The organism is Puniceibacterium antarcticum, from assembly GCF_002760615.1.
Classification (GTDB): domain Bacteria; phylum Pseudomonadota; class Alphaproteobacteria; order Rhodobacterales; family Rhodobacteraceae; genus Puniceibacterium; species Puniceibacterium antarcticum.
Window position 1 is genome coordinate 33794 of the sequence record NZ_AWWI01000120.1, and the last position, 13716, is coordinate 47509.

General features: G+C 61.4%; 11 protein-coding genes. 7 read left to right on the forward strand and 4 right to left on the reverse strand.

Annotation, left to right across the window (positions count from 1 at the left end):
• Positions 1–40 precede the first annotated feature (40 nt).
• From P775_RS16770 to P775_RS16795, 6 genes are all read left to right on the forward strand, one after another.
• Complete coding sequence (locus tag P775_RS16770; protein ID WP_099912047.1) at positions 41–1645, forward strand: ABC transporter ATP-binding protein; 1605 nt, start codon at positions 41–43, stop codon at positions 1643–1645.
• Positions 1638–2732, forward strand: a complete 1095-nt coding sequence (locus P775_RS16775; protein WP_099912048.1) for an ABC transporter permease — start codon at positions 1638–1640, stop codon at positions 2730–2732. The genes P775_RS16770 and P775_RS16775 overlap by 8 nt, the downstream gene beginning before the upstream one ends.
• Entirely contained in the window at positions 2732–3697 is a 966-nt protein-coding gene (locus P775_RS16780; protein ID WP_099912049.1) for an ABC transporter permease, read from the forward strand. Before P775_RS16775 ends, P775_RS16780 begins: the two co-directional genes overlap by 1 nt.
• Positions 3698–3953: 256 nt before the next feature.
• Positions 3954–4865, forward strand: a complete 912-nt coding sequence (locus tag P775_RS16785; RefSeq protein ID WP_099912050.1) for a sulfite exporter TauE/SafE family protein — start codon at positions 3954–3956, stop codon at positions 4863–4865.
• Positions 4865–5668 carry a TIGR02186 family protein gene (locus tag P775_RS16790; RefSeq protein ID WP_099912096.1) on the forward strand — a complete coding sequence of 268 codons (804 nt, stop codon included), beginning with the start codon at positions 4865–4867 and terminating at the stop codon, positions 5666–5668. Before P775_RS16785 ends, P775_RS16790 begins: the two co-directional genes overlap by 1 nt.
• Positions 5668–6099, forward strand: a complete 432-nt coding sequence (locus P775_RS16795) for an acyl-CoA thioesterase (protein WP_099912051.1) — start codon at positions 5668–5670, stop codon at positions 6097–6099. Before P775_RS16790 ends, P775_RS16795 begins: the two co-directional genes overlap by 1 nt.
• A gap of 113 nt (positions 6100–6212) precedes the next feature.
• On the opposite strand, the gene uvrC is transcribed toward P775_RS16795, so the two are convergent.
• The 4 genes from uvrC to P775_RS16815 all read right to left on the reverse strand — a co-directional run bounded on the left by uvrC (position 6213) and on the right by P775_RS16815 (position 12750).
• Complete coding sequence (uvrC, locus tag P775_RS16800; RefSeq protein ID WP_099912052.1) at positions 6213–8090, reverse strand: excinuclease ABC subunit UvrC; 1878 nt, start codon at positions 8088–8090, stop codon at positions 6213–6215.
• A gap of 304 nt (positions 8091–8394) precedes the next feature.
• Positions 8395–9171 (reverse strand): SDR family oxidoreductase, encoded by a 777-nt coding sequence (locus tag P775_RS16805; RefSeq protein ID WP_099912053.1) that lies wholly within the window; start codon positions 9169–9171, stop codon positions 8395–8397.
• Between the two features lie 320 nt (positions 9172–9491).
• Positions 9492–10289 carry a S49 family peptidase gene (locus P775_RS16810; protein WP_099912054.1) on the reverse strand — a complete coding sequence of 266 codons (798 nt, stop codon included), beginning with the start codon at positions 10287–10289 and terminating at the stop codon, positions 9492–9494.
• 268 nt (positions 10290–10557) lie between these two features.
• Positions 10558–12750: a primosomal protein N' gene (locus tag P775_RS16815; protein ID WP_099912055.1), complete on the reverse strand. Its 2193-nt coding sequence runs from the start codon at positions 12748–12750 to the stop codon at positions 10558–10560.
• Between the two features lie 102 nt (positions 12751–12852).
• On the opposite strand from P775_RS16815, the gene fsa reads away from it, so the two are divergent.
• Positions 12853–13506: a fructose-6-phosphate aldolase gene (gene fsa, locus P775_RS16820; protein ID WP_099912056.1), complete on the forward strand. Its 654-nt coding sequence runs from the start codon at positions 12853–12855 to the stop codon at positions 13504–13506.
• Positions 13507–13716: the final 210 nt, after the last annotated feature.

The following is a 13716-nucleotide window of genomic DNA, read 5'->3' on the forward strand; positions in this document are numbered from 1 at the left end:
AGCGCGGCCCTGACCCCTTCCGAGACACAGGTACCACCGCATGACCGACCAAGCCCCCGCGATCGAGCTCAGAGGTATCTCAAAGGCCTTTGGTCCGGTACAGGCCAATAAGGACATCTCGATCCGGGTGATGCCCGGCACGATCCACGGCATCATCGGGGAAAATGGCGCAGGCAAGTCCACGCTGATGTCCATCCTCTATGGTTTTTACAAGGCCGACGCGGGTGAGGTGTTTATCGCCGGAAAGAAGACCGAGATCCCCGACAGTCAGGCTGCGATCAATGCTGGGATCGGCATGGTGTTCCAGCATTTCAAGCTGGTGCAGAATTTTACTGTGCTTGAAAATGTCATCCTTGGCGCTGAGGAGGGTCGGCTGCTGCGCCCGTCGCTGTCCAAGGCACGCGGCGCCCTGAAGAAACTCGCCGAGGAATATGAACTTTCCGTTGATCCCGATGCGCTGGTGCAGGACCTGTCAGTCGGGCACCAGCAGCGGGTCGAGATCCTGAAAGCGCTTTACCGTCAGGCGGATATCCTGATTCTGGATGAACCCACCGGTGTGCTGACGCCCGCCGAGGCGGATCATCTGTTCCGGATCCTCGACAATCTGCGCGCCGAGGGCAAGACGATCATCCTTATCACCCACAAGCTGCGCGAGATCATGGAAATCACCGACACCGTCAGCGTCATGCGGCGCGGCGAGATGACCGCAACCGTCAAAACCGCCGAAACATCGCCCGAGGCGCTGGCCGAGTTAATGGTGGGCCGCAAGGTGCTGCTGCGGGTGGACAAGGCCCCGGCCAGACCCGGAGCGAAGCTGCTGGAGATTGAAAACCTGCGCCTGACGGATGAGACCGGCGTGCAACGTCTGCGCGGCATCTCGCTTGATCTGCGCGCGGGTGAGGTTCTGGGGATTGCGGGTGTCGCGGGCAATGGCCAGTCCGAACTGCTTGAGGTGTTGGGCGGTTATGGCACAGCCACCGGCATCGTGCGGGTGAACGGCGTTGAAATCCCCCTGTCGGGCACGGGCTGCACCGGTCAGGCACGGCGCGCCGCCGGCATCGGCCATGTGCCCGAGGACCGCCATCACGACGGGCTGATCCTGCCTTATACCGCTTGGGAAAACGCCTGTTTCGGCTATCACCGCGATCCGGCCTTTCAGAAGGGCATTCTGATGAACAACGCCGCGATCCGCGAGGATGCCAAGGGCAAGATGGAGCGTTTCGATGTCCGCCCGCCCAATCCCAACCTTGCCGCGCGCAACTTTTCCGGCGGCAACCAGCAAAAGATCGTGCTGGCCCGCGAGATCGAGCACAATCCCGACATCCTGCTGATCGGCCAGCCAACCCGGGGCGTGGACATCGGCGCGATCGAATTCATCCATCAGCAGATCATCCGTCTGCGCAATCAGGGCAAGGCGATCCTGCTGGTCTCGGTCGAGCTGGACGAGATCTTTTCGCTGTCCGATCGCATCGCGGTGATGTTCGACGGCCAGATCATGGGCTTTCGGGACGCGGCACAGACCGATCAGCGCGAACTGGGCCTGATGATGGCAGGCATCACGCAGGATCCGGGGGGCGATCCGCTTGCCGCCATCGACGCGACTCTGGCCGCCAAAGAGGCACGGGAGGCCGCACAGCATGGATAAGATGCCCGCCTGGGCCGATGCGGTTTTGGTCCCGCTGATTTCGCTGATCCTGGCCGCGCTGCTGTCAGCGCTGGTGATCGTTGCCATCGGGGAAAGCCCGATCGAGGCGCTGAAGCTGATGGTCGAGGGCGCGCTGATGCGCTCGACCGGCTGGGGTTACACGCTTTACTATGCGACCAATTTCATCTTCACCGGCCTTGCTGTCTCGGTCGCCTTTCATGCCGGCCTGTTCAACATCGGCGGCGAAGGACAGGCAACGCTGGGCGGGCTGGGCGTTGCGCTTGTCTGCCTTTACCTGCCGTGGCCGCACTGGTCGCTGGCCCTGATCGGAGCATCGCTGGGCGCTGCCGTGTTTGGTGCGCTCTGGGCACTGATTCCCGCCTATTTCCAGGCGAAACGCGGCAGCCATATCGTGATCACGACGATCATGTTCAACTTCATCGCCGCCGCCCTGCTGAACTATGTGCTGGTGAACCTGCTCAAACCTGTCGGGACCATGGACCCCGCAAGTGCATTATTCCCGCCCGCGACCCATCTGCCTACGTTTCAGGAGATGTTTTCTTCGCCCGAGTCACCGCTGTTCCGGGGTGCACCGGCCAATATATCGTTCTTTCTGGCGCTGATCGCCTGCGTCGTCGTCTGGCTGCTGATCTGGCGCACGCGGCTTGGTTATGAAATCCGCGCTCTGGGCCATTCGGAATCCGCTGCGCGATATGCCGGCATCTCTCCGGTGCGGATCATCATCGTCACCATGCTGATCTCGGGGGCGCTGTCGGGTCTGATGGCGGTCAACACGACGATGGGCGAATCAGAACGGCTGTTGATGAATGCCACCGAAGGCGCCGGGTTCATCGGCATCGCCGTGGCGCTGATGGGGCGCAATCATCCGCTTGGCGTGCTGCTGGCGGCAATTCTGTTCGGCTTCCTCTATCAGGGCGGCGCAGAGCTGGCCCTGTGGACGAACATCCCGCGCGAGCTGATCGTCGTGATCCAGGCACTGGTGATCCTGTTCACCGGGGCGCTGGACAACATGGTGCGTATCCCGCTTGAGAAACTGTTTCTGGCCATGCGCAGGGGGAACACCTGATGGATTTTCTGACCCTTCTGCAAGTGCTCGATTCCACCGTGCGCCTGGCGACACCGCTGCTTTTGGCTTGCCTTGCGGGCCTGTTCAGTGAACGCGCCGGGATCTTCGACATCGGGCTGGAGGGCAAGATGCTGATGGCCGCCTTCTTTTCGGCCGCAGTTGCCTCCCTCACCGGATCGGTCTGGCTGGGCCTGCTGGCCGGGATCGCCGGGTCTATGGTGCTTTCGGGCATCCACGGCCTTGCCTCGATCACCTTCCGCGGCAATCAGCTTATCTCAGGCGTTGCGATCAACTTCCTTGCGGCAGGGCTCACGGTGCTCATCGCGCAGGACTGGTTTTCCCAAGGTGGGCGTACCCCGTCGCTGATGGGGGGCGGGCGGTTCAACGCCATCACTCTGCCCTTCGCGGACACCTTGTCCGGTGTGCCCATCCTCGGTCCGATCTACGCCGAGCTGATCTCGGGTCACTCGATCCTGGTCTATGTGGCATTTGCCTGCGTTCCCCTTACCTGGTGGATCCTGTTTCGCACCCGCTTTGGCCTGCGCCTGCGTGCCGTGGGAGAAGCGCCCGAAGCTGTCGACACTGCCGGCGTTTCGGTCGTCGGCCTGCGCTACGCCGCTGTTGCGATCTGCGGCCTGCTCTGCGGCATTGCCGGGGCTTACCTCGCGACAGGCCTGCAGGCAGGCTTTGTCAAGGACATGACCGCCGGGCGGGGCTATATCGCCCTTGCCGCGCTGATCTTTGCCAAATGGCGCCCATGGCACGCCCTTTCGGCCTGTCTGCTGTTCGGGCTGCTGCAGGCGGTGGCGCTGCGCTATCAGAACATCGACCTTGGTGGTGTGATCATCCCCGTTCAGGTCATGGACGCCCTGCCCTATATCCTGACCGTGGTGATCCTTGCCGGTTTCGTTGGCAAGGCAATACCACCGCGCGCGGGCGGCGAGCCCTATGTGAAGGAACGCTGACCCAGCGTTCAAACCACAGATCAAAAAAGAACTTTTATGCCTTCGGCGAGGATATTTAGGGGCAGATGAAACCAGGACCTCTCCTCCGCTTCATCTGCCCTCAAATATCCCGGGGGAGTCGCCCATACGGGCGACGGGGGCAGCGCCCCCGAACCCGTGCAAAAAACGCACAGCCCCTACGCAAAGCGACCTGGAAACAGCACCAAAGATCAGCTGCCCCGTTGCCAATCCCGCTGTGCCTGCGCAATGTAATGACATGCAGGTCTACCTTCCCATTGCCGAGGTTTCGGTCAACCTTTTCGTCCTCCTCGGGCTGGGCACGATTGTGGGCATGTTGTCGGGCATGTTCGGCGTGGGGGGGGGGTTCCTGATCACGCCGTTGCTGTTCTTTCTTGGGATTCCTCCGGCGGTTGCCGTCGCCACGGGCGCAAATCAGATCGTTGCCTCCTCGATCTCGGCCGTGCTGGCACATCTCAAACGCAAGACGGTCGATCTGCGCATGGGGATGGTCCTGCTGGTCGGTGGCCTGTTTGGTTCCGGCTTTGGCGTATACATCTTCAATATTCTACGCGAGCTTGGTCAGGTCGACCTGCTGGTGCGGCTGTGTTATGTGCTGTTCTTGGGTGTGATCGGCGCGCTGATGTTCGTCGAATCCCTGAATGCGCTGCGCAACTCAAGACGCGGCGCGCCGCCCAAACGGCGACAGCATGGCTGGGTGCATGGCCTGCCGTTCAAGGTTAGGTTTCGCGCATCGGGACTTTATATTTCGGCCATTCCGCCACTGATCGTCGGTTTTGCCGTCGGCATCCTTGCGGCGATCATGGGGGTTGGCGGCGGTTTCATAATGGTTCCGGCGATGATCTACCTGCTGGGCATGCCCACCAAGGTGGTGATCGGCACATCGCTGTTTCAGATCATCTTTGTCACCGCCTTCACCACGCTGCTGCATGCCACCACAAGCATGACCGTGGACCTCGTGCTTGCGCTTGCCCTGATCGTAGGCGGCGTCATCGGGGCCCAATTTGGCACCGTGATCGGCATGCGGCTCAAGGCAGAACAGCTGCGCATCCTGCTGGCAGTGCTGGTGCTTGCCGTCTGCGCCAAGATCGGGCTGGAGTTGCTGCTGCATCCATCCGAGATCTACTCTCTGTCCGCAGGCGGGATATGATGCGCCGCCTTGCCAGCCTTCTGCCGCTGCTGCTGCTGCTGATCACCAGCCCGGCCTTCGCGCAGGACACCACCTTGCCGCAGAACGCTGTGCCGCAGGAAGAAGTCGTGCTGGGCCTGAGCCAGGATCAGGTTTCGATCGGGACGGATTTTGACGGCTCGAACATCCTCATCTTCGGCGCGATCAAACGCGAAACCCCGATCCCGGAAGGTCCGCCGATTGAGGTTCTGATCACCGTCGCCGGGCCGTCGGTTCCGGTGACAGTGCGGCGCAAGGAGCGCCGTTTCGGAATTTGGGTCAACACGGATTCGGTGGTGGTCGATTCCGCCCCGTCCTTTTACGCCGTTGCAACCTCTGCACCCTGGTCGCAGGCCATTTCGGATGTGGAGGATCTGCGCCAGCGTGTGTCGATCCCCCGTGCTATCCGGTCTGTCGGTGCGCCTATGACAGTGCAGGACAGCCAGAGCTTTACCGAAGCGGTGATCCGCATCCGTATGGCGAATGGCCTCTACCAGATGGCCGAAAATACCGTTGTGGTCAGCCAGCAGACTTTGTTCGACACGGCAATCGAGATGCCCGCAAACCTGACCGAAGGCACCTATCGCGCCCGCATCCTGCTGACGCGGGGTGGCACGGTCATTTCCCAGCGCGAAACGGTGATTGAGGTGCGCAAGGTGGGGCTGGAACGCTGGCTGTTCAACCTGTCGCGGGAACAACCGCTGTCTTATGGTCTGCTGTCCATCGCGATCGCCGTCGCAGCCGGCTGGGGGGCCTCTGCCGCCTTTCGCATGATACGGTCCTGATGGCGCGCGCCCTGCCACCCGAACGTGCTCACTTTACCGCCTTTCGGACTCTGCCGACCCGCTGGGCGGACAATGACGCCTATGGTCATATGAACAATGCCACCTATTTTTCGCTTTTCGACACGGCGATCAGTCTTTGGCAGATGGAACAGGGCATCTTGGTCGACGGACCAGAGGCGGCGCGGTTCCTTGTGGTGGAAAACGGCTGCACCTATTTCACCGAAGTCGGGTTTCCCGATATCCTGCAGGCGGGCCTGCGTCTGACACATCTGGGGACCACCTCGTTCCGAATCGATGTCGCCCTCTTTCGCAACGGCGCAGATACCGCCGCCGCTCTGGGCTTTTTTGCGCAGGTCCATGTGGACACCTCGGGCCGCCCCACAGCACTACCTGAGGCGGTCCGCGCCGTGCTGTCCGGCCTCATGATCTGACCAACGGCCCAACAACGCGGCAAAGGCGTGACGGCGCAGCCGAACACTGCGCCCGGGTAGTGCAGGGAGAGTTCCCTGCGCGTCTGCAAAGCCCCCCTATCAGACAATCTTGATCAGCCGCCTTCGTGAAAATACCCATAGATCCGTTCGGCAAGGGCCTCTGACACGCCCTCGACAGCCTTGAGATCAGCGAGGTTGGCGCGGCTCACAGCCTTGGCTGATCCGAAATGGGCCAGCAATGATCGCTTGCGTGCCGACCCCACCCCCGGCACATCGTCCAGCGGCGTGGCCCCTATCGCCTTGGATCGTTTGGCGCGGTGGGTGCCAATTGCGAACCGGTGCACTTCGTCCCGCATCCGCTGAATGAAGTACAGGACCGGATCGTTGTGGCGCAGAGCAAAGGGACGCTGGCCGACGCGGTGGAACTCCTCCTTGCCGGCATCGCGGTCGACGCCCTTGGCCACACCCACCATCGGAATATCCTGCACACCGTATTCCGCCATGATCGAAGCGACGGCAGAGACCTGCCCCGCCCCACCATCGATCAGCAGCAGATCGGGCCACTGGCCCTGTGTGCGTTCCGGATCCTCCTTCAGCAATCGCTTGAACCGGCGTTCCAGCACTTCTTTCATCATGCCGAAGTCATCGCCGGGTACCAGTGACTCGCCCTTGATATTGAACTTGCGGTACTGGTTTTTCAGGAACCCCTCAGGCCCCGCCACGATCATCCCACCCACAGCATTTGTGCCCTGGATATGCGAGTTGTCGTACACCTCGATCCGCTGCGGCGGTGCCTCCAGTCCAAAAGCCTCGGCCAGTCCTTTCAGCAGTTTGCCCTGTGTCGCCGATTCAGCCATCTTGCGCGCCAGAGATTCTCGCGCGTTACGTGCCGCACCTTCGATCAGTTCCACCTTTTCGCCGCGCAGCGGCACGGCCACCTCGACCCGACGACCGAGCTTGCCCGACAACGCCTCTTCCATCAGATCGGTGTTCTCGATCGGGTGGCTCAGCAGGATCAGGCGCGGCGGTTCCTTGGTGTCATAAAACTGGCCCAGGAAGGCCTCCAGCACCTCTGCCTCGTCCACATCGGCGCCGACGCGGGGATAGAAATCGCGGTTGCCCCAGTTCTGGTTTGCGCGGATGAAAAAGACCTGCACACAGGCCTGCCCGCCCTCTAGGTGCAGCGCCACCACATCCGCCTCGGTCACACCGCGCGGGTTGATCCCCTGCGCCGTCTGCACCTGCGTCAGGGCGCGGATGCGGTCGCGCAACGATGCGGCACGCTCAAATTCCATCGCTTCTGAGGCTGCCGCCATCTGCTTTGCCAGCGCCTCTTGCACGCCAGTGGATTTTCCGGACAGGAACTGCGCGGCATCCTTGACGCTATCGCGATACTCCTCGCCCGAGATCTTGCCCACGCAGGGCGCGGAACAACGCCGGATCTGGTGCTGCAGGCAGGGCCGCGTGCGCGATTCGAACATTGAATCCGAGCAGTTGCGCAGCAGGAAAACTTTTTGCAGCTGGTTCAGCGTCCTGTTCACCGCGCCTGCGCTGGCGAAGGGGCCGAAATACTGGCCCTTATCCTTTTTCGCGCCGCGATGCTTGGTGATCTGGGGAAAGTCGTGGTCGGTCACCAGAATGTTCGGAAACGACTTGTCATCGCGCAACAGCACGTTGTAGCGCGGCTTGAGCTGCTTGATCAGGTTCTGTTCAAGCAGCAGCGCCTCGGTTTCCGTCCGCGTCGTCAGGAACATCATCGACGCGGTTTCGCGGATCATCCGCGAGATGCGCCCGGAATGCTGCGGTGAGGGACGGGAATAATTGCTGACCCGTGCCTTCAGATTGCGGGCCTTGCCCACATAGAGAACCCGGCTTTCCGAATCAAGCATGCGGTATACGCCCGGGCTGCTGTCCAGTGTCTTGAGGTAGGACTGGATGCGCGCATGGCCCGTCAGCGCCACATCGGAAGAGGTATCAGAGGTTTGTGTCATTTTCCTTTTTCCTCTGGCCTGTCACCAATGATTCCCATGTCTGGCTGCACCGCGTGGCACATGGGTGCAAGATGTAAGACATCCACCGATCCTGTGGATAACTCTGCGTGTAACTTTCCGTGGTCTCGAAATTCTCGTTGTATTTGACAGACTTCGCCGATTTGCCTGTTTTTTAACCACATATATAAGCCATTGATTTAAAGCCAAAGATTTTTCAAACCTCTGCAAAGACATGATAACATTAACTCTTTTGTAACGATTGAATGACGCTTCGGGGTCCAGTGCACAACTTGACCTTGGGTCGTCATTCGACCCCGATCACATCCGGCGTCTGCCACCCCAGGTGCTGCCCACCGTCCGTGCACAGCAATTGCCCGGTGACCGACGGGGCATCAAGGAAATATGATAGCGCGCCAACAATATCCGACGCGTTCGATCCCCGCTCAAGAACCGTTGCGGCGCGCTGCTTGGCAAAGTGTTCCTCGCTTTGCCGCCCGCCGCGCAGGGTAGGTCCAGGACCGATTCCATTGACCCGCACACGTGGCGCCAGGGCCTGCGCCGCCGTCTGGGTCAGGGTCCAGAGGCCGACCTTCGCCAGCGTGTAGGTCATGAACTCCGGCGTCAGCTTGCGCACACGCTGGTCGATCATGTTCACCACCAGCCCCTGTGCCACGGGTTCGTTCCTTTCATCCATCAGCGGGTCCGCCACCTGCGCCGCAAAGGCCTGGATCAGCACGAAAGGCGCGCGCAGGTTGCTTTCCATATGCCGGTCCCAGTTGTCCCGGGTGGCTGAACTGATGTTGTCATATTCAAAGATGGACGCATTGTTCACAAGGCAGGTAAGCGGCCCACCCAGCGCGGCAACGCAACGCGGCACAAGGCTCTGCACCTCTGACTCTTGCGTGAGATCGGCCTGCAGCGCCACAGCCTGACGTCCCATCCCCCGGATAAGGGTCACAACCTCGTCCGCCGCATCCGAGGACGTGGCGTAATGTACCGCCACATCATAGCCCTTTTCGGCCAGAGACAACGCCATCACACGGCCCAGACGTTTGCCGGCCCCAGTCACCAATGCTTTCACAAGGCACTCCTTAGCTTTGAACAACAAATCAAATTGGCGAGATAGAGCTCGGCGCGCACAAGACCCCGTGCAGACCCGATATTCTGCCGCAGAAACACAAGAAAATCAGCGGCATGCCTGTCGCCACAGCGCGGCCAGCAGCCAAACGCTCTCAGGTCTTTCCTTTACCACAGGGGCACGGGCCCCGACCTATCCTGTAGCGCCCGCACTGTCGACATTTGGCCGAGGCGAGGCGTTTTGCTCCGGGCACCTTGAGCTTGCCAAACATCGCCAGCACACCCATGCCGACCAGAAAGAGGGTGACGATCTTGATGATCACATCACAGACCGAAGCGTGCGAACTGCGCGCGCTCTTCGATCCCGCCCAGCGTATCCTGCGCAAGAGAGGCTCCAAAGCGCTGGAACAGCGACCGCTTCGCGTCATACCTACGGAATTTGACCTTTTCGCCAAAACGGGCCTTCATCACCGGCACCATATGGCCGATGCCGTCTGCCAGACCAACCTGTACAGCACCCCGCCCGACCCAGACTTCGCCCGTGAACAGATCCGGATCATCCGTCAGCTTGTCGCCACGGTGGAGCTTTATCTGGGCAATGAAATTTTCGTGAAGCTGGCTCAGCAACCGGTCAAGCCGCGCCACGTCCTCTTCGGTTTCCGGCTTGAACGGGTCGTTCATGCTCTTGGATTTTCCCGCCGTATGCACCCGTCGCTCCAGCCCCTGCCGGGTCATAAAGACATGCGCGCCAAATCCTGCAGAGATCACCCCGATCGAGCCTATGATAGAACTCTCATCGGCGAAGATCTCATCCGCCGCCGAGGCGAGCCAGTACCCGCCGGAGGCAGCAACATCCTCGACAAACGCAAAGACCGGTATCCCTGCTTCCTCCGACAGCCGCCGGATCCGCGCGGCAATCAGCGAGGATTGCACGGGCGAGCCGCCTGGCGAGTTTATCTCAAGCGCGACAGCTTTGGGCTTGCCACGTTTGAAAGCTTTTGCAAGCAGCACACGCAGACTCTGATCGCTCAGTGCCCCGCGCCCGCCCATACCTATCGCGCCCTGCAGGCGCACAACGGCCACCGTCGGGTCGGGTTTCAGAAAAGGGATCCATCGTTTCATGTCTTTGCATGTAGATGGACCACCCCCGACAAACAAGGCGCAGGTCCGGAAACTTGCCCGTCTCCGTGACCTTCTGCCAAAGTCGGCCCGGCAAGATGCCCGCCTGGCACCACAAATCCGCCGAGCAAACAGCACAAGCGCCTTTGTACCTCAGCCAGGCCTGCTGAGGCAGACAAGATCAGAGCCATACCTCATCTTCACCTGTCCAAAAATATCCCGGGGGGTCACCCGTGAGGGTGACGGGGGCAGCGCCCCCTTTCTTGCAGCGTCAGAAGAAACTCTGCGGATCGATATCGATCGCCAGCCGCAATTGCCCGCGCAGGCGGAACTGCCCGGTCCATTCGGCCAGCGCGGCCTGCAGCGCGACGCCCTTGGGCGCCTTGACCAGCAGCCGCACGCGGTGCCGTCCGCGCACCCTGGCAACGGGCGCCGGGGCGGGTCCAAAGACCTGTGCGCCGATCCGGCGCAGCGCAGCGTCCTGCCGCGCCATGGCGTTGCCAAGGTCAAAAACCTCCTGAACATCGGTCGAACTCAGGATGATCCCCGCCATCCTCCCATAGGGCGGCACACCGGCAGCGCGCCGCTCTGCGGCTTCGGAGCGCCAGAAGCTTTCCTCATCGCCAGACAGGATCGCCCGGATCACCGGATGTTCGGGCTGATAGGTCTGCATCACCGCCTCGCCCGGCTTTTCCGCACGCCCCGCGCGCCCCGCCACTTGGCGCATCAGCTGAAAAGTCCGCTCGGCGGCGCGCAAATCCGACCCCTGCAGGCCCAGATCAGCGTCAATCACCCCGACAAGCGTCAGCAGGGGAAAATTGTGCCCCTTGGCCACCAGCTGGGTGCCGATGATGATATCCGCCGTGCCTTTGGCAATCGCTTCTATCTCGGCCTTCATGGTGCGCGCAGAGCCATACATATCCGACGAGAGCACCGCGACACGCGCCTCGGGGAACAAAGCCGTGACCTCTTCACCCAACCGTTCAACACCGGGGCCGACGGCGGCGAGCTTGTGCTCAGCCTCGCAGGACGGGCAGACATCTGGCACCGGTTTGCTTTCCCCGCATTGATGGCAGACCAGCCGTTTCAGGAAACGGTGTTCGACCATCCGCGCATCACAATGGTCGCAGGCAATCTGATGCCCGCAGGCCCGGCAGATTGTCACCGGTGCATAGCCGCGCCGGTTCAGGAACAGCAGAGATTGCTCGCCCTTTTCCAGCCTCTTGGCCACAGCACGCTGCAGCGTGGGTGAGACCCAGCGGTCACGCGGCAGATCTTCTGCCCGCATGTCGATTGTGCGCATCACCGGCATCACCGCCGCGCCAAAACGCGCGGTCAGCTCAATCCGGTCATATTTGCCCGCCTCGGCATTGGCCCAGCTTTCGAGGCTGGGCGTGGCAGAGGCCAGTACCACGCGTGCGCCACAGATCGCCGCGCGCAACACCGCCATGTCGCGGGCATTATAGAGCACGCCCTCTTCCTGTTTGTAGGAGGTGTCGTGTTCCTCATCCACCACCACAAGCCCGAGGTGCTGAAACGGCAAAAACAGGGCGGAGCGTGCACCCACTACAAGCTGCGCGCGCCCTTCGCCGACCATCTTCCAGACCCGGCGGCGTTCGGTCACTGTGACGCCCGAATGCCATTCAGCCGGACGTGCGCCAAAGCGTGCCTCGACCCGGTTCAGGAATTCGGCAGACAGCGCAATCTCGGGAAGCAGCACCAGCGCCTGGCGACCTTGGCGCAGGCACTCGGCCACCGCTTCCAGATAGACCTCGGTCTTGCCAGACCCGGTGACGCCCCGCAACAAAGTCGTCCCATAGACGCCAGAACGGACGCCGCACATCAGCGCCTCGGCCCCTGCCGCCTGATCGCCGGTCAGCGCCTTGCCGTCCAGATCGGGGTCGAGATGCGCAAAGGCGGTGTCGCGCGGGCTTTCCTCTTCGCTCACGGCGCCGAGTTTCACCAACCCCTTGATCACCGAGGGTGTCACCCCCGCAGTTTCAGCCAGTTCCTTGAGAGTCAGGGACAGACCGCCCATGTCGCGCAGCACCTCAAGCACGCGGGTGCGGGCATCTGTCATCCGGTCTGGTTCGGACAGGCCCGACCGGTACACCTTGCGCATGGATGGCGGATCACCCAACCCGGGTGCTCGTGTGCAAAGCCGCAGCATCGCGGGCAGCGGCGTCAGGGTGTAGTTCCCGGCCCGTTCCAGAAAGCTGCGCAGTTCGTCGCGCATCGGGACCGCGTCGAGCACGCGGATCACTGCGCGGATCTTTGAGATGTCAAAATCCCCAACGCCCACTCCCCAGACCACCCCCAGCACCTTGCGCGGGCCGAGCGGCACCTCCACAAAGGCGCCCAGAAGGCAGCCACCTTCGGGTGCGCGATAGTCTAGGGTGCTGGCGAACGGCTGGGTCGTCATCACCGCGATCAAGTCGCCTTCGTTGAAAAAACCAGGGGACATTCACACTTTCATGTTGGCGCTGCCGGGAACAGGCTTCCTGCCCCGGTCTCTCTGGGGTAAGACAGCAGCGACCGATTGCCAAGCGACACAGAGGATACAAAAATGAAATTTTTCGTAGACACCGCCGATATCGATGCCATCGCCGAGCTCAATGACCTTGGAATGGTCGACGGGGTCACCACGAACCCGTCGCTGATCCTGAAGTCGGGTCGCGACATCATGGAAGTGACAAAAGAGATCTGCGAATTGGTTTCCGGGCCGGTTTCGGCCGAAGTCATTGCGCTTGAAGCTGAGGACATGATCGCCGAAGGCCGCAAGCTGGCCGAGATCGCACCGAACATCGCCGTCAAGGTGCCGCTGACCTGGGCAGGGCTGAAGGCCTGCAAGACGCTCTCGGACGAGGGTAACATGGTTAACGTGACACTCTGCTTCTCGGCCAATCAGGCGCTGCTGGCGGCCAAGGCGGGTGCGACATTCATTTCTCCCTTCATCGGGCGTCTGGACGATCTGAACATCGACGGGCTGGACCTGATCGCGGATATCCGCACGATCTATGACAACTACGGGTTTGAAACGCAGATCTTGGCCGCGTCGATTCGCACGGCGAACCACATGTCCGAATGCGCAAAGATCGGCGCAGATGTGGCAACCGCGCCGCCGGCCGTGATCAAGGCGATGGCGAACCACATGTTGACCGACAAGGGCCTTGACCAGTTCGTCAAGGATGCGGCCCAAGCCGGTATCAAGATCCTGTGAAACTATGGGCGCCGCGGTCCGGGATCGCGGCGCCACCACAGACACGCTCGGAGCCCTGCGCGGGTTCTGAGAACCTTGGTGCACCATTCCTTTGCAAAGACCCGCCGGGTCGGACAAGGGACATCGACACATCCGCCACACCCCGGCAAAGAGCTTTACACGTCCTGATACAACAGGCGAAAACCAACGTACTCTCTGATAATGTCCAAC